18 protein-coding genes are annotated in these 17,418 nt (G+C 31.5%); 7 read left to right on the top strand and 11 right to left on the bottom strand.

Going from position 1 to position 17,418, the window contains the following annotated elements; all coding sequences use genetic code 11:
* Positions 1 to 81 precede the first annotated feature (81 nt).
* Complete coding sequence (locus tag MHH71_RS30005; protein ID WP_078212049.1) at positions 82 to 1,779, bottom strand: helix-turn-helix domain-containing protein; 1,698 nt, start codon at positions 1,777 to 1,779, stop codon at positions 82 to 84.
* A 1,060-nt stretch (positions 1,780 to 2,839) separates the two neighbouring features.
* Here MHH71_RS30005 and MHH71_RS30000 point away from each other — a divergent pair.
* The 5 genes from MHH71_RS30000 to MHH71_RS29980 all read left to right on the top strand — a co-directional run bounded on the left by MHH71_RS30000 (position 2,840) and on the right by MHH71_RS29980 (position 7,778).
* Positions 2,840 to 4,540, top strand: coding sequence for a hypothetical protein (locus tag MHH71_RS30000; RefSeq protein WP_078212048.1), 1,701 nt, complete (start codon positions 2,840 to 2,842; stop codon positions 4,538 to 4,540).
* Positions 4,541 to 5,449: 909 nt separating this feature from the next.
* Positions 5,450 to 5,746 carry a hypothetical protein gene (locus MHH71_RS29995; RefSeq protein WP_078212192.1) on the top strand — a complete coding sequence of 99 codons (297 nt, stop codon included), beginning with the start codon at positions 5,450 to 5,452 and terminating at the stop codon, positions 5,744 to 5,746.
* A gap of 1 nt (position 5,747) precedes the next feature.
* On the top strand, positions 5,748 to 5,933 hold the full coding sequence (locus MHH71_RS29990; RefSeq protein WP_078212191.1) for a hypothetical protein: 186 nt from the start codon (positions 5,748 to 5,750) through the stop codon (positions 5,931 to 5,933).
* Between the two features lie 104 nt (positions 5,934 to 6,037).
* Complete coding sequence (locus MHH71_RS29985; protein WP_078212190.1) at positions 6,038 to 7,222, top strand: FtsK/SpoIIIE domain-containing protein; 1,185 nt, start codon at positions 6,038 to 6,040, stop codon at positions 7,220 to 7,222.
* Positions 7,161 to 7,778, top strand: coding sequence for a replication-relaxation family protein (locus tag MHH71_RS29980; RefSeq protein ID WP_078212188.1), 618 nt, complete (start codon positions 7,161 to 7,163; stop codon positions 7,776 to 7,778). Before MHH71_RS29985 ends, MHH71_RS29980 begins: the two co-directional genes overlap by 62 nt.
* A 39-nt stretch (positions 7,779 to 7,817) precedes the next feature.
* On the opposite strand, the gene MHH71_RS29975 is transcribed toward MHH71_RS29980, so the two are convergent.
* A complete protein-coding gene (locus MHH71_RS29975; protein WP_078212186.1) occupies positions 7,818 to 8,042 on the bottom strand; it encodes a helix-turn-helix domain-containing protein in 225 nt (74 codons plus the stop codon).
* Between the two features lie 377 nt (positions 8,043 to 8,419).
* Entirely contained in the window at positions 8,420 to 9,742 is a 1,323-nt protein-coding gene (locus tag MHH71_RS29970) for a hypothetical protein (RefSeq protein ID WP_078212184.1), read from the bottom strand.
* Between the two features lie 191 nt (positions 9,743 to 9,933).
* Between MHH71_RS29970 and MHH71_RS29965 the strand changes: the two genes are divergently transcribed.
* A complete protein-coding gene (locus MHH71_RS29965; protein ID WP_340725696.1) occupies positions 9,934 to 11,205 on the top strand; it encodes a Y-family DNA polymerase in 1,272 nt (423 codons plus the stop codon).
* A gap of 12 nt (positions 11,206 to 11,217) precedes the next feature.
* A complete protein-coding gene (locus MHH71_RS29960; RefSeq protein WP_170927973.1) occupies positions 11,218 to 11,547 on the top strand; it encodes a YolD-like family protein in 330 nt (109 codons plus the stop codon).
* A gap of 117 nt (positions 11,548 to 11,664) precedes the next feature.
* On the opposite strand, the gene MHH71_RS29955 is transcribed toward MHH71_RS29960, so the two are convergent.
* The 8 genes from MHH71_RS29955 to MHH71_RS29920 form a co-directional block, all read right to left on the bottom strand.
* A complete protein-coding gene (locus tag MHH71_RS29955) occupies positions 11,665 to 11,961 on the bottom strand; it encodes a hypothetical protein (protein ID WP_170927972.1) in 297 nt (98 codons plus the stop codon).
* Between the two features lie 73 nt (positions 11,962 to 12,034).
* Positions 12,035 to 12,334: a hypothetical protein gene (locus MHH71_RS29950; protein WP_078211989.1), complete on the bottom strand. Its 300-nt coding sequence runs from the start codon at positions 12,332 to 12,334 to the stop codon at positions 12,035 to 12,037.
* 76 nt (positions 12,335 to 12,410) lie between these two features.
* Entirely contained in the window at positions 12,411 to 12,647 is a 237-nt protein-coding gene (locus MHH71_RS29945; protein WP_078211987.1) for a DUF2187 family protein, read from the bottom strand.
* A 24-nt stretch (positions 12,648 to 12,671) separates the two neighbouring features.
* Positions 12,672 to 12,911, bottom strand: coding sequence for a hypothetical protein (locus MHH71_RS29940; protein WP_078211985.1), 240 nt, complete (start codon positions 12,909 to 12,911; stop codon positions 12,672 to 12,674).
* Between the two features lie 22 nt (positions 12,912 to 12,933).
* Complete coding sequence (locus tag MHH71_RS29935; protein WP_078211983.1) at positions 12,934 to 13,173, bottom strand: hypothetical protein; 240 nt, start codon at positions 13,171 to 13,173, stop codon at positions 12,934 to 12,936.
* A gap of 82 nt (positions 13,174 to 13,255) precedes the next feature.
* Positions 13,256 to 13,504, bottom strand: a complete 249-nt coding sequence (locus MHH71_RS29930) for a hypothetical protein (RefSeq protein ID WP_078211981.1) — start codon at positions 13,502 to 13,504, stop codon at positions 13,256 to 13,258.
* 601 nt (positions 13,505 to 14,105) lie between these two features.
* Positions 14,106 to 15,095: an excinuclease ABC subunit C gene (locus MHH71_RS29925; RefSeq protein ID WP_078211979.1), complete on the bottom strand. Its 990-nt coding sequence runs from the start codon at positions 15,093 to 15,095 to the stop codon at positions 14,106 to 14,108.
* A 338-nt stretch (positions 15,096 to 15,433) separates the two neighbouring features.
* Complete coding sequence (locus tag MHH71_RS29920; protein ID WP_078211977.1) at positions 15,434 to 16,975, bottom strand: SIR2 family protein; 1,542 nt, start codon at positions 16,973 to 16,975, stop codon at positions 15,434 to 15,436.
* Positions 16,976 to 17,418: the final 443 nt, after the last annotated feature.

Below are 17,418 nucleotides of genomic sequence, written 5' to 3'. Positions count from 1 at the left end.
TTATTTAGAAGCCACATATATCAAAAATGATGAACATTATAAGAAAGCAGGAAACCAAAAAAAGGGTTCCTGCTTCTTTTCTTACATAGACTCAATTATGATTTGCCTTTCATACCATTTGGTTAATTTATTATTGACGCTATTTGAGATGCGCTTCATTTTCTTATTACAAAATCTTGATAACGTAGCAGGAGATAACCCTATCTCATCTGCAATTTCGCGCATTGTTCTATTTTTGCGCATATGTTGGTGCATAATTTTCTCTCTAATCATATCCTCTGAACCATTAATACTATGCTTTACGGTATCGATGGTTAAATTATTTTCTTGCTTATCCGGAGCTTCAATCACCTTTTTCTTTACCAAACTACCGATATTATCCATTAACTCTTTAGGAGGCAAGATGGTGATTCCTAATTTAGAGTAGTAATTTTTAAACCAATTACGTTCTCCAATCCTGGATTCATCAAGTTCCTCACTGTATGCCCAATGTGAAATAACTTTTTCTTTTTCTAAATCTATTAATACATTTTCTAATTGCTCACGAATACGATGTGGACGTCCCTTCGCAATATTAATCCCCATTACAGACAATAGTCCTTTTTCTCCACCAATTGAATAGGGTCTTTGTAAATTACTGTACTGTTGGCGAATTCTCCACTGCCAGGATAAGTACCGAATTAGTCGCTTATGGAATTTGTGTCGATAACTATTGTACTCCAATGCTTTTTTAGATAATAACGCTGTTGTACTATTAGAACCGTATAAATACATCGATAAAAAGCTACCTGGTTTTATTCTACAAGATTCAATACCTACGTAATCATTGGTATTTTTATCTCTCCAAAGAACTACAGAATCTAAAACGAAGAGTCTTTTAATTACTTCACGTTTCATTTCAAATTGCTTACCAGTTTCTGCACGATCATTTAAAACAACTACTTCATTATCATCATTTAAATAAATAAAGATACTTGCTAAAGCAGCAATTCGTTGAGCAATTTTGATTTTATCTTCTGCACGATAATACTCTATACCGTTTGCTCTTGCTTTTGGCATATTACACATATCCAACACATTCTCGTAGCTGAAATCAATAAACTCATCTGGAGACTTCGCTTGATTAAGCCACTGTATCGTAATTGTATCTAGACAATCAGCTGTAAGATCATCCATATTACTGATAACACCATCTACTAGTATTGACCATCTTTCTGCTTCATTAGTGTTTACTAATCTTAGATCTTCATCCTTATGTGATGAAAGTTGAGCAACCCCACTTGTACTTTTAGTTTCTAGTGGTAATACAGGTACTGCTCCTAATTCATCTTCTTCAAATTGATTTTTTGCTATACCATCACGTAGTTGATAATATACCGCGTCATTACTAACAGGATAGTAATCATCAGTAATGTCCGTTTCTTGTTCTTTTACCTTCTTATCTTTTGTATTAGATAAGATAGTCGTTTCAACTGTTTCTGACATTCCTTCAAACTCTTGCTCTATTATCTTATCAAGTACACTTCGAAGCTCATTTTTATATTTATCTAAATTTGCATATATGTGCAATAACGAAATTCCTTGTTCTTGTTTCTGGCCTAACCAAGAAACAAGTGCTGAAAATGAGGGAGAAATATTAGCTGAAGTTACTAATTTGTCATGATTTCCTTGTACTTCATCATAATATTTATTCCACTTTGTCCATAGCTGCTTGTTCTCTTTATACATTTGAGCAGCAAGAAAAAGGGCATCACTAAACAACACCAATACTTTCTCCAAATAAAAAACCTCCTAACAAAATAACTACCGGATATATATACTATAAAACTTGAAATATCCTAGCTATATAGTGGCAACACAGCTCAAAATCTAAAACGTTACCAGAATCTTCTGCATATAATAACGATTCATCGTACGATGCTTGGAATACTACTTAATCAGTCGTGTTCTTGTCTTTAATTATATAAGACTGTGTCTATTTGTAAAATTACTACTTTACACTATACTCCCCATTCAAGAAAGTCATTAGGCAATCAAAAATGAAGGCTATTCTTTTTAGGTTATATCTGCTTGTCTCTTATATCACAAATCAATTGCCATCATACAGCTATATGATGGCAACTACAGGCCAAAAATATTAGGTTTCATCTAAAAAGCATGAAATTCTTTATACACAACAATTTCAAAACCTTTGCTATTATAGCAACATTATAGTTACATGGTGGCTATATCTATATATAAAACTTGAAATATTATAGCTATATGATGGCAACATCTTTTCATAAAAGATACCCTCTAAATCTATATCTACCAAGGGATTAAGTGTATTTTAAGTGAAGTGGGAACCTGATTTTAAACATGAAACGCTTTAGCGGTATGGTGGCAACTAATTTTAAAAAACATGAAACGAATATAGCTATATGATGGCAACACTTTTTTGTTGAAAAGTAACCCAAAACCCCATATATAACAACACTTATATGGGGTTTTCACACGTTTGATAAACATATCAAAACATGAAACGTTATAGCTATATGATGGCAACAACTCTTACATTAAGAACATAAAAAACCGTATAGAATCAATGCTTATGGGCTTTTTTACAAATTCGATACGCGTTTCATATTTGAAATCTCTTATAGCGATATGGTGGCCAAAAACTTTTTTTTGTAAAATGTCAAATCCCTTGGGCGCCAAGGGATTCAGGCACGTTTCATATTTTTATTTTTTCTCTTAAAGGGGCACATTTCATCAAATTTCGATTTGATATAATCATAATTGGTATATTTTATAGTGTTTTGGCATATATTTCTTGATTTATGTGTAGGAGGTGAAAAAGATGGGACAATCATTTATTATTCGTAATCAACGTAGTCTAAATGGACAAGATACAAATGCAGTTCTAGTAACATTGAAATCTTGGCAAAAACTTGTTGAAGCATTTGAAGAAAAATACTATAGCTATAAAGATACATACCTTGAAGATCTACTGGATCAAATGACATATGAAGAACGTATTGCTGATGTAGACGGATTTGTGGCTCAGGCGAAACCATCTTTTTCACGTCGTACACTATCTGCTATTTCAGAAACAATGGGACGAAAACATAAATTATATGGCATTACAAATGCAGATTTAGAAGTCTTCTTATATCTACACAAGAAATGTTACACGAATGGGGTCATTCCAAATGTAACAGTACATATGATGTGGGAAGATTACAAGCAGTATAAAGAGGAATTTGCTTATATACAGCATTCTCAATTCTATATTGCATTAAAGAAATTAAGTTTACATAACATTATTACAATAGAAAATGAATTAGATGGCCGCTATACCATTAAGCTAACTCATTTTATGAACGCAGAAACTGAAAAGGCAAATTCCTATGTGTATATTAGCTCAGTCGTATTTACCAAAGCTTTCTTTGAGCTTTCAGTCGCGGCTAAGAAACTATTCTTGGACATTGCTATGCAACAGCACAGCGAAACGACGCTTAAACGTTCCTTAGATAAACAGGATGAAAGAGGAAATACAACTCATTTTGGCGGAATGTACCGCTTTTTACATAAGAAATACCCACATCAAATCCGTGCGGTTATGACAGAATTAACAACTGCATTGCCATGTACAGGGACTCCCCTATTCAAAATTTGCAAATTACAAAAAGGGGTTAAAAATACAAAAAGATATACAACGTTATATCTATCCTTACATACAGATTTCTTATGTACAAAAGAAGCTGGAGAAGTACAGTATCGCGATCCATTCACACCAAAGGTTACGTATGCACGGAAAGCTCGTTTTATTGAATCTGTGCTACAAGAACTGAATATCGGTGAATTTGCACAAGACATGAATAAATTTATTCATGTACTTAAGTATACTTGTCATCGACAAATTCGAAGTGTCATTCGCAGCTTACGTGACATGATAGATCGTAATGAAGAATATCCAAGTAAGTTAGTGTATACGCTGAAAAAAATATTAAATCAAACATCACAATATCAAATTCTTGATACAGCGGCAAAAGAAGGCATTTACCCTCTTATTACACAACATGTTTCAAAAGAACAAAAGGAACAAGCTGTATTTGATTTTGGATTGCATTTCTCTATGTACTCTCTACGAAACATCAAAAAGTTGTTCCGTAAAACATATGAGTTACTAAAATCCAAATTTGCTGTACCTGTTACAGAGGAATCGTATCACCGCAACTATCTAAAGTATCAAGAAGAAACGTTGTTTAGAAAGTACGCCTATGAACAAGGTACAAATCTAAATGCTTATATGGCTTTAGAAATAGAAATACGTGAACTTCTAAAAACAAGGGGACATAAAGATCGCTTTATTCCGAGTGATGTTCGCGAATTGTTCATTGAAAAGATAGATAGATTACCTAAAGAAACACTTCGCGTTATTGAAGTGCCGAATGAGTTCAACTTGATTACGTTTATTCGTGCATTTGAACAATTAGTACGCGCTGGTATTCAAGTAACGACAGCTGAACAAGTACTTGAGGTGATAGAAACAAATTAACGATACTCCGCTCTCTATTTTTGAAAAAAATATAAATAGAGGGCTATTCGTGTTGGTTCCATTATTTAAAAACCCTACACTGATTTCTCCTTATAGACACCTTTACTCGATTCTATTCATAATAGAGTCTTTTTTTATACATTCCTATACAAAACTGTACTGCAATTAACTAATTTTCCACATCTATGTTTAAATAAACACATTATTTTTATCTAAAATACATTCAAATACCTACAAAAAATAATAAGAAAAATATTAAATTTTGTGGGTAAGTAGATAATTAGAGCCTAATGTGAATAATATGATGCAATTATTATTGAAATAAATGGATTTTAGTACTTCACCTATCAAAAATCATCAATATTTATGTGAGTAATGTGACAAATTCTAATTATGTTGATTAGTTAGCCTAGATTGTGAATGTTTTGTGAGTAAATATTAAGAAATTGTGGACATACGGTGGATAAATTGAAAATTTATTACTTGAATAAATATATTTAACAATGCATCAATTTGTTTCATTTTTTATGTAGAAATATATGATATTATTTATGATTATTTGTAGGTTTTATACCTTACTAATAGCTAATTTTGTGTTGTTAGATTCTGCTATTTATGATTTTTTGTGCTATGGTATGCTCAAATCCCTTGTTACAGTAGGAGTAAAATCATAGTTACTAGCCCTATATAAGTTTTATCTTTATATTTTTAATATATATAAGATATATATTTATATAAGATTTTATTAATTAATAAAAATATGATTAAAAAAGGGTAATTTATTATCGAACGTCATTCTAAAATGGGAATGGCGTATTTTTGTATTTTTTTGAGGTACAAATTCGAAAAAATGAATCCTCATCATATGTATTTAGTGTATCTAGAAATCTATATGGATGGTGAGACAACATGAGTTATTATCAGATGTTATATAGTACCCCTTATCTGTATTCTTCAAAATCATTACGTCAGATGTACCGGGATACTAAAAGAGAAGAAGATATTTCAGCAATACGAGAGCACATGGTACGTCATGAAGTGTATTTAGACCGACAATACAAAGGTTATTATTATTTGAGTCAAAAAATCGAAGAGGATTTGTACGGTGATGAGTATCTGGTCTCATGGAATGAATTGTTGGATGATTATCAATTGTATTCAGACAGCAATGGCAAGCTATCTATAAAGAGAAAAGGGAGGGAATAGCATGACGATCATCGGAGAATTAGGGGTTGTTTATAGTGTTACAGGTGTCTCAGTTTTAGGGATTAAATTATTGAAAAAGAAAGGGTTTCATCTGCCAGATTGGGTGCTACGTGCTGGTCTGAAATGTTTGGTTATTGGGAGTGTTTGGTACCTGCTACTTGATATGCTAGATGTATTTCTACGTTAGACACCTATCTGGTAGTTAAGGATCTTTACTGTTATGTATATTATTCAAACATTATTTTACTTCCACTTTTCCTCAACTACCTCCATATAAGGAGGTATAGAAATATGTTAGAACTTTTAACAATTCCTTTTGTTATGTTCACTACTGCAATTCTTCATAAAAACTACAAACAAAGTGATAAAAAAAAGATTGCAAGGTTTTTTGAAATCGCAAATATTTGTGTGAAAGAAAAAAATAAGTTAGAGTACCCCAGGTTTAAAAGACAAGAAGAAAGGACCTCAAGTATTATGTATATTTACGAGCTGCCATTGGGTATCCCCTCACAACTTATCAAGAAATTAGATGAAGTTATTGCTGAAGGATTAAATAAACCTGTCAAAATTCATTATGAATCCCCTTTTCTTTATGTTCAGGTATTTGAAGAGAATATTCCAAAGATATGGGAGTGGTCTGAAGATCTAATACGTCCTGGTACTTGGAAGGTTGCAATTGGAAAAACGTTAGATAAAACTTTATATCATGATTTCGATCAAACGCCTCATTTACTTATGGGTGGTTTAACACGAATGGGAAAAACAGTGTTTCTGAAAGTACTCGTCACTACCCTTATCAAGTCAAATCCAAATCATACTCATTTTTTTATTATCGACCTTAAAGAAGAAGGATTAGAATTTACCGAATACCAGGATTTAAAGCAAGTTATAGAAGTCGCCGATAGCCCTGAGAAGGCGCATGAAGTATTAGCTAAGGTTATGGCATTGATGCATCAGAGAGGCAAATTTATGAAGGAAAACAGAATGAAGAATATTGTCCAAACAAAAGAAAAAAATCGTTTTTTTGTTATTGTGGATGAAGGGGCTGTTTTGGCACCAGCTAAAGGGTTACCTAAAAACGTGAATAGAATGCTTGAAGAGTGTCAGTATATGCTCAGTCACATCTCAAGAATTGGTGGAGCATTAGGTGTACGCTTAATATTGGCTACTCAATATCCAACTGTAACGTCAGTACCTTCCGTTGTAAAACAAATGAGTGATGCAAAGTTAGGGTTTCGTTTACCAACTACAGTAGCTTCACAAGTTGTTTTAGATGAGCCGGGATTGGAGGATTTACCCTCTTTGCCAGGAAGAGCATTATTCAAAACTGATCGGATTCATGAACTACAAGTTCCTTACCTTTCTGATGAAATGATGAGAAAGCTTTTAAGAGAATATGAGGTGGTTAAACAACATGAGGCACCAGAGGCTCAAACGGAAAGCCAGACAAATCGAGATTTTATCGAGTTTAAATAAGCTGGAATTTGCCTCTAGAAGGCAATTACAAGCTATCCATAGTCTAGGTAGTATAAGGAACGCAAATCGTGTTCTGAAGGATCTACGGCAATATTGTCATGTCACTTCTCATAATCGGGAGTATGTATATTATCTCAATAAGAAAGGTCTTGCTCTTTTAGGATTAAATCCAGAGGAACGCAAAAAGAAACATCAGCTAGAACATATTCTTCTCAGAAATGAAGCTTGGATGTGGCTTGGATTTCCCGATTGGAAAACAGAGCAAGTTATACAATTTAGGTACCAGAATGAAGAAAAAACAATTGTGCCAGACGCTTATTATATAGTAGATCAAGTACCGTATTTTGTTGAGATTGATAGGCTTCAACACATGAAGGTAAATGAAGAAAAGATACAATATTATAGTTTGATTGCAAAGATATATAAAAGACAAAGAGATATAATACCTAACATTTTATTTTTTACTATTTCTGATTACCGTGAAAAAAAATTAGAAAGCTATGGAATGAAATACAATGTATACGTTCGTACATTCTTATTAAAAGAAGTGTTATGAAAGTAAAAAGCACAAGGTGAATTATCGTCCTTGTGCTTTTTACATGTCCCAGAAATTGTGTACATTCACTTTAGAATCAAAACGTTTAATAGCTTTCATGATCTTTTGTACTACTGAAAGAGTTGGAACGTGGTTTTTATCATTACAAAGTCTTGTAATAGTGCTACGGCTAACCTTCGCTGCTATTTCTAATTCCTTTTGTTCAATTCCATTTTGATCTAACCATGTTCCTAATTTTGTACGTTTTCGTTTATTCCCTTTCATCTGTTTAACGCTCCCTTTTCCTCTATGTATCTGTAAGTCTGGACACAATTTTTTAAACTTATACATACATAGATGAGTCAAAAAAGAAGCATATGGCTCAAAAAAGAAGCATACTATAAAAATAGATAAAAAGAATAAGAGATTTTTTGTAATTATTTTGTGGAATATAGCATACATAATAATAGCTACAAGATGCGAATACGCTGAAATATAATTGCATCTTGTTGCAAAGGATATTCCTATAAAATAAAAAGCTTAAACCCGTTGACACAAAAGGGTTTAAGCTTTCTTACATTGTACAACTATGAAACACACTTTTATAACAGAAGAGGGAGTGTAAATTGTTTTTAGTCGAAATTTGAAATACTGAATACAAATTATTTATTTAGCCAACTCTCATATGCTCTTTTATTCTTGATCGGTACAGCGTCAGCATTTAAAAGTTTAACTAAGCTTTTGAATTGCTTTTTACATCTTGTATTACCCTCTATGCGATATTTTAAATAATTGTCTTCTGTAATAAGTATAAATAATTGTTCAACCTCTTTTAATGAGAAGTTCTTTATCATTTTCTCATAAAATGGAGAAGCCGAATCTGATGTTCCATAAGGATTTCCTACATAACAAAGAGCTACTACGTATACATATCTTTTCAAAATTGGGTTAGGAATTTTCTTATCAAACGATACTGCTAACCTTTCAGCAAAAGGCTTTTCATTATAGAAATTATCCATATTATGATGTGCGTCCTCTAAATCATTTATGGCAGTTAATACAATTGAAGCAACTTTATCATTTGGAAGTAAATTTAAAGCTCCAACTTTTTCAAAAAATCTTTCTGAATATGCTTTTTTAGTATTAGAGTTTTTCATCATATATGATGAATATAGACCTAAAATCTCCGCAATTGCATTTTCATTGTATGTATTCCATGTATCTTGAGAAATTAAAAGACAATTGAGCCTAACATTCTCATTATTTTTTTCATCAACATAATTTGCGAAAAGCATTTTTAGTATTGCTGATTTTTGCAAGTCATTTGCTTTCAAAATCTTCTCTACAAATGTGTCTTTAGTCTGTTCACTAATTTTGTCTTGTTTAATAACTGACATAAAGTTTGAAACAGGGAATCCTACATATTGAGTATCATTACTTAGGATATGTTTAGTACATTGATGCATAAAATAATTAAGTTCCACACCATCTAACATTGAATCGGAAGGATGTGCGGAGGAATAATTGTTTCTCATCTCCCTACAGGTATTTATGAAGAAATATGAATCATCATCCAAGAATCCTAATTCAACACAAATATCTATCAAGTCTTTATCTCGAATTTCTTCCTTTAATTTCTTCTCATTAATCTCTCTTTCTAAAAATGAAGATGCTTCCGAATAACCAAAATTTTTAACTTTTTGACGCAAGGCTAAAATTGCCGTATTCCACATATCGTTTACAGCCGCACTAAATAGTCCCATTCTAACAGAAACAACCATTCTGGCTAGTAATTCATGTCTGTATTCAAGTTTTACATTCTCTAAAGTTCTTCGTAGGTTTGTCCATACTATTTCAATATCTTCCTGATTAGCTAAAACTGTTCTGGGAATACCTAAAGCTGATGTTAAACTACTAATAATTGGTTCTGTATCGCATTCATCAAACTTAGGTAGCCTTGTTTCAACGACTTCTAAATATGACACATAGACCACTCCTTTTAAGTTTAATTATACGTATAAATGCATTTAAGAGTAAAAAATTGTGAACTATGATAAAAACCATATATAATTTCACGTACCATATTTGTACTAAAAATTATTCACAAAAAGATTGTATAGTACAAACCATTCGGTTTATAATAAGAACAAACGTTCTGTTTTTGGAGGGTGAAACAATGTTTGATTACTCGAAATGCATGAATCGAATGATTTTCTGCATAGACCTTTGTTCATTTTTTGCCAGTTGTGCGTGTGTAATGAGAGGATTAGATCCTTTAAAAGTAAAATTAGCTGTCGTTGGGGATGTAAATAGAAATGGATCAATAGTGCTTGCCGCCACTCCCGAACTTAAAAAAATGGGCATTTCTACGGCAACTAGATTGCACCAACTGCCAAAAGATCCAGAAATCATTGTAGTTAATGCGACAATGCAAAGGTTTGTTGAAATTTCAAATCAAATCACAGAAATTTATACCAAGTATGTAGCGTTAGAGGATCTCCACGTTTATTCAATAGACGAGTGCTTTCTAGACATGCAACAAACAGCGCACCTTTTCGGACGTGATCCAATTGTAATTGCTAAAAGAATTCAAAAAGAGATATATGATACAACGGGTATAACGGCATCTATAGGAATTGCACCTAACCTATTTCTCTCAAAGGTTGCTCTAGATGTGGAAAGTAAATATTCAAACTCTAGGATTGTCATGTGGACATACGAAGATGTTCCAAAGAAACTCTGGAATATCAAGCCACTCAAAAATGTATGGGGAATCGGATCAGCGACTCAGGACGCTTTACATGGTATGGGACTGTTTTCCTTGAAGGATGTTGCAAATACACCGAAAGAGCGTTTAATAAAGCGATTTGGAAAGGTAAAAGGTGAAGAGTTACATCGTTTTTCATTTGGTATAGATGAAAGCCGTATTGCTAATAAATACGTTCCTAAAAGTACTTCTATAACGAAAGGACAAATCTTATTAGAAGATTGCTTTAGTCTTAATAAATTAAAATTGCTACTTCTAGAACAAATTGAGGAGACTTGTTTTCGCCTACGATCTATGGATAAATGTTGTAGGACGGTTGAACTTGCTATAGGTTACAGTAAGTACATCGGTGGAGGGTTTAAGCGAGCAATTACTTTGGAACAACCAACCTGTTTAACTGAAGAGGTTTATGAAGCGTGTTTACAGATATTAAAAAAGTTTCATTCTGGTCATCCAGTACGACAAATACATATAACTTTAAAGAATTTGACCAGGGATGATGCAATTCAAATGTCTTTGTTTGAAGATACTTCAAGAAAAGATACTCAAAGGAAATTAGCAAAAACAATGGATAGTATCCGGAATAGGTATGGTAAAAACTCGATTATGAGAGGCATCAGTTACATTCAAGGAGCTACGCAACGTGAGAGAAACAATAAAATTGGTGGGCATAAAGCCTAAGGGGGAATACACATCATGGATAGAGGTATGATGCGATGGATGCCATTCTCAGCAATAAAAGAACAATCTGAAGGATTAAATGAATTGTATGAAAAACAAAGCCATATTCCAATGCCGATTTTAGATGAACAGCAATTAGATACTATAAATGATACTGTTTGCGAGGCAATGGCTACAAATAATCAAGTAAACATCTTATATCATAAACAGAATAAGTTTTATCGTATCTCTGGTTATATTCATTATTATGATATGTCTTGTAATGAATTAAGAATAATGGGTGAAAATGAGAGAGTTAAATATATAAAATCTATGTGTATTGTGGATATAAAAATGCTTTAAAAAAGTTACATTGTAAATTAGTTGGACAGAAAAAAGTCTACAATGTTTTGTAGACTTTTTTCTGTCCAATCGAATTAAATTCCTATACCTATATGAGTAGAGTCTTAACGGACATTTTTAAAGCTCTAAATTTTCTTTACTTACTTTTGCAATATATTTCAAACAATCTATTACCGGATAATGAATCAATGCTTTAGGTTGGGAAAATTTGACGCCCTCTTTTTCAAGCAAATTGACAAGTTGTTCAACGGTCATCTCTTTGCGTTGTATCTTATTGAAGTGTTGTATCACAATGCTTTTCCAATTATAAGACGGACTCTGGAAGTAGCCTTCTCCTTGTACAGTATGATTATAAATCATATCCAGTTTTTCTTGTCTCTTTTTCTTTTGTAGATGTTTTTCCATTTGGCTCATCTTCATTCACCTCATTTTTTAGTGAGAATCTGTATTCCGCCCCCTCTTTAATAAAATAACGTGATTCTATTTGTTACACATTAATTTCAGCAACAATTAATTTTCTTCCCATTTTGCTATAACCTGTTTCGAGAGAGAGTATCCAATTGTGAAGGTCATTCCAATCATATCCCAGATTTAATAATTCGGCAGGGAATTTATTTTCAAAGTCATCTCGCCAAGCATACATTCTTTCTAATGCATTATCTTGCCTTCCAAATTTGTATAATGTAATGTTTTTCTTTTTCCCGTTATCTCTAAGTGCTTTTGTTAAATATACATAAAGCTTTCCTTTCGTTCGGTTAAATGTAAGAAATCCAATACTTCCTTTCAAACCGTCTCCTCCTATTCAGGTTCCGACCACAACGCCAAAAAGTGAATTGTGGTCGGAACTACATTTTAAGTATCTATTATGAAACTTGTCTTTTACGAACACGAACATTTTTATAGCGACCATGTTTTACAACATGGCGAGTATCTATTTCTTTATATTTCTTAGTTTTAAGCATTTCCGAAATATCTACGATAATTGTATTCGTTAAAATATTTACTACATAACCAGTTAATTTGATTGAAGGATTCTTGCGATGCGGAAATTGAACAAAGTCACCAATTTTAATTGTTGGAACTGAAATAGTCTTTTCCATAAAAAAGCCTCCTAAACTGAAATGTTATAGATTAACTTTTACTTTACTAATTATTTCTTTATCCTTTGAAAACTTATATGCTTTTATATATAGAACAAACAAATCTGCACTTAATGTGACAGTCATTCCATCTTTCATACGCTTTAAAATAATGAGATCTTGATTTTCTTGTTCAAACATCTTTGCATATCCTAATACCTGATACACTCGACCATCTTTCCTATGAATATAGAATTCACCACGTTTAGGTTTTGGTGCTATCACATCTATTCCTCCTCAAAGTTTTTTAAAATCCATAGAGAAATCCAGCGATTAAATATGTAGCAACAATCATAAAAGTAGATAGTCCAAATGTACCGAAGAACCAAATTTGTGAGGAAACACAATTATCTATACCAAACCATTCACAAATGGCGTCATATCGCTTTTTTAAAGTGCTTTTTATAGTAAGGTTCATTTTTTCTTTTATCGTTAAATGTGTTAAAATATACTTGCTGTTAGGAGTTTTTAGATAGGTATTTGCCATCTAGAATCAACCTTTCTTTTATAGTAGTGTATCTGGAAAAGCCCTTTTCTACTTGGCGGTGGTGGGGGCTTTTTCATTTGTATTAATTTTTCTTAGGAAACCATTCTTGCATTGCTTCATCTGTCACTAGCCAAGACCGTTGTACTCGTTGATATGTTTTATCTGGATCTCGAGGTGGTTCAAAATAGCGAATAATACCCCGTTCAATCATATTGTTTAATTGATCTTGATTAGCACGAGATGGCTTGACACGACTTTTTAAAGTTTCATATGATACTTCATATTTCAAAGCGGCTTCCATCAAAAACATGTACTTTTCAATTTCTTTCATTGGTGTACTCCTCATAATGCACATTTAAGAAATAAGCATTTCCTTTTTCAAAACCTTATTTATCCTCATTTGTTCATTCCTTTAATTCTCCTCACTCCTTACATTTATTGTATTTACTTTCTAATTACATTGTACCTAAATAGGTGCAATAATGCAATTGGAAATCAGAAAATTAAATTAATTAACTTTCGACAAATAATCAAAAAAACATCTAAGTTAGATGCTAAATATATGTTGCTACCTAAAAAAATTTATATATAAAATCATCCTATTTTAAAGTGAGCTTCAGGTGTGGGTTTGAAATAAAGTTTGATTAAAAGCACCTCGCAAATCTGTATTGCACGATAAATAAAAAGAATCCATTTTGAAAAAAGATTGATCAAAATAGATTCTTATCTAGCATATTTAAGATTAGTTTTTATAAAAAAGTTTGATCAAAATCCACTTAAAGTTCCTTGCTTGAAGGGATAACCCCTCACTTCTTTTTTATAAACTTTGTATCTTTCTTACAAACATCATGATTTTATTTCAAATCCATAATTGAAATCAGTCAATCTTCTTTTTTATTGGATGTAAATTAATTCTTGTATAAGCTATTCGTTTATAGTTCAAAAGTACCATTTCGGATTGATAGAAATAGTTCGGTTAATTCCTTATCAGAAAGTTTGTTGAATTTCTCGAATCCTTCCTGAACATCATTCAATTCTTCTTGTGTTCTGATTTCATTAAAATCAATTTTTTTTTCAGGAATAATATATTTTCCGATTACATACTTCAGTTGTCTATCTTGTAATTTATCTTCTTGTTTTCCCTTGTTCAAGTTACTTTTTTTATTATCCTTTTGATACGCTTTTATCAAGCCAGAGAGGTTATTTGCAAAAACTGAATTTTTTGTTGGCAATCCAAGTTCTGATAATAAATTTATTGAGTACTGGAACCTCTTGCGATCATTGGTAAGAGTTAAAAAAATCTCCGTTCCTTTTATCTTATCTAATATTAAGTTCGCGGCTTTTTCAAAGTCATCATTTTCGAAAATAGGTTTATCCATTACATTACCTGTGTTCTTATTGTAACCATTTGGAACTAATGAATCATAAGCTCTTATTGCATTATCCTCTAATTCGTTTAGCGTTGAAAGTGTTGTATACCCTAAAGGTATCAAACTAATACTAAATTTATCTCCGAAATTATAATCATGATATATTTCAGGAAGATTAAATTGAACGTTCAGTTCATACCTGCCTCTTTGTAATTCTGAATTTTTAACAAAGTGCATATAAGCCCTGTCGAATACCTTTTCTGCTTGTCCGATGTAATACAAATCTTTTACACAATTATGTATGATATAAATACCAGAGAAATTATTAATATCCCAGCTCTCTCTGACTTTTTTACTTTTAAGTACAAGCAACTCTTGTGGAGTATATTTTATCATTTTCTTTCTTAGAATATCTAATTCTTTTCTAACAATCCCTTTATTATTATTTCGTTCAATTATTGTGTTCCTTCTATAAAAATACGATGCCGATATATCAGGTTCATAATCATTCAAAACGTGTCTTACCCAATTTAGTTCATCTTCTGTTAACATTTAATCACCTTTTTAGATATTAATTGTCTGTCACCATTTCCAATCTAACCCAAAAGGGCAATACAGTGCAACTTTTTTAAAAACAGTACATCTTTTTTATAAACGGTACGACTTTATTACAAATCCACAATACCCCGCAATCCCAAGTTATACGATAAATAAAAAGAACCCATTTTGAAAAAGATTAATCAAAATGGATTCTTATCCAACAGAGTTTAACTTGGTTTTTCTAAAAAAGATTGATCATTTTCTATCTTGTTTTTCAACAATCATGCTCTATAACGTATAACGAAATAAAACTTAAACTTCTAATAAGATACCTATTACCTAGAGTGCCATTAGCTTACAATTGAACCTCCAGAACTAGCTAGATTTATCATCTCATGTTCATCTGCATACTTTTTATAATCATAAACACATAAAATTTTTCGATAATCCGTAGACTTCTTGTCCGAATAAGTCCTTAAGTGTTCTTCAACCGTATCTAGTTGGATTCTATCATTTATTATCCCTAATACTATAGCTAGGTTCTTTTTTGATTGTACTATATTATCATCTTGTAAAATCCCACTAATACTTGTATGCTCTTGGGCAAAATCCGTTGCATTATTAATTATGTTAGTTATTTTCTCATTTTGATTACCTTTTAATTCAACGGAGCTTTCCAGTTCTGATTGAATCTTACTAAATGCGTATATAGGGAAATATTGGTTTTTTTGGAATTTATGTTTGTCGATCAACTTTAATAATTGATGGTTAGATTCATCAATTATCTTAAAGTAATTTTCCATTAACTCCGATTTTGTTTGAAATTCATAAGTGATTGTTTTTAATGATCCGATGGCTAATACCTTTTCTTCATTTTTTAATGCGTCTACATCCTCTGTAACGCTAACTTCTATATTACCTCCTGCATAAATCTCTTTAACTATATTTTGTACTTTTCTAATATCCATTGCAGATACGGGCAAGTTTAAATCTGCTAAGTGTTTATAAATTTCTAAAAAATTATCAGTTTTGATTTTATTAATACGGATTGTAGAAAATCCACTCATGTCAATATCATGATCCGTAACTTCAGTATTCTGTGATCCTTTATCATGTTCTACGAGCAAAAAATTCTTTCTGATTTTTTCTGCTTGTGGGGTATTAGGATTTATATATGTAAAAATGGTTTTAAGAATTCCTTTAATGTTATTATCGCCTATATTATAACCTAAAAATATTATTGGGTTATGAATAAATAACGATAACAATTGTGCCCTAATAAGTTCATATTTTTCATCAAAAACCCCATAGTCATCATCTGTAATAATAATCTTACTGGGATCTTTAACACAGCCATGTATTTTGTAGACAGAACCATAGGGATTACTTAACAAAATTTCGTTACCTATTAGTTCTTTAAATTCAAATATATCCTCTATAAAACTGTCATAGTTTGTTGTAATCACCGAGCCAATATTCTTCCTTACTTTCTTTAGCTCAGAAATTTCACGTTGTTGGCTATCCTTAATTATATAATTAGATAATAATTGCGAAATATATAATTTAAAGCGACTAATATTAATATGATTTTTCATATTTTCGTAAAATTGATCATTAATTTCTTTAAACTGACCATTACGATCACTCATTAATACGTCGTTAAATTCTTTTTCAAGATCCTTCGCGATTTTAGAGTAGTCATACTCACCGTTTTTTTCATGTTTTGACTTCAAATCATAATAAAATTCATCTGATCCTTTAATCTTATTTGAAATATATGAAAGTAAACCATCCCATGTAAAAGAATTTTCTAAATACCTAAGACTCATTCCAGTACCTACAAAAAGTACTGGATGATTAGTAAAATTTCTAATGAAATTACTAATATGCATCTAATCCCTCTTTCTTTTTGATAGATTCAAAATAAAATCCCAAACTCAATATGTATAACTTTGATTTTAAAAATTTAAGTGATTTTTAAATGATTAAGTAAATTATACCATTTAATATAAAAACTAAATGTTCTAGTGTTCAAATTTTTCCAAACGTCGCGACATTATTCAAAACATCGCATCTTTTTTATAAACATCGCGACTTTATTTCAAATCAACATCAGGAACACCTAGAACCTATAATGTTGGTAAATAAAAATATTTCAGAAACTTTACTTTTTGGGACATTTCATTTACAAAAAGTAAAATAAGTTGATCTCATTTTATAATTTGTAAAACTGCATACGAAAAGTCTATATAAAAAACCAGTGATATGAGTACGCATATCACTGGTTTTATGAGTTTAACATTTTGTATGTTTTGTAAAACTTAGCTTCGGTTTG

It is taken from the genome of Bacillus sp. FSL H8-0534, assembly GCF_038005885.1.
GTDB classification, from domain to species: domain Bacteria; phylum Bacillota; class Bacilli; order Bacillales; family Bacillaceae_G; genus Bacillus_A; species Bacillus_A pseudomycoides.
Note: the sequence above shows the minus strand (reverse complement) of the source record. Positions and strands in the feature narration are given on the sequence as shown.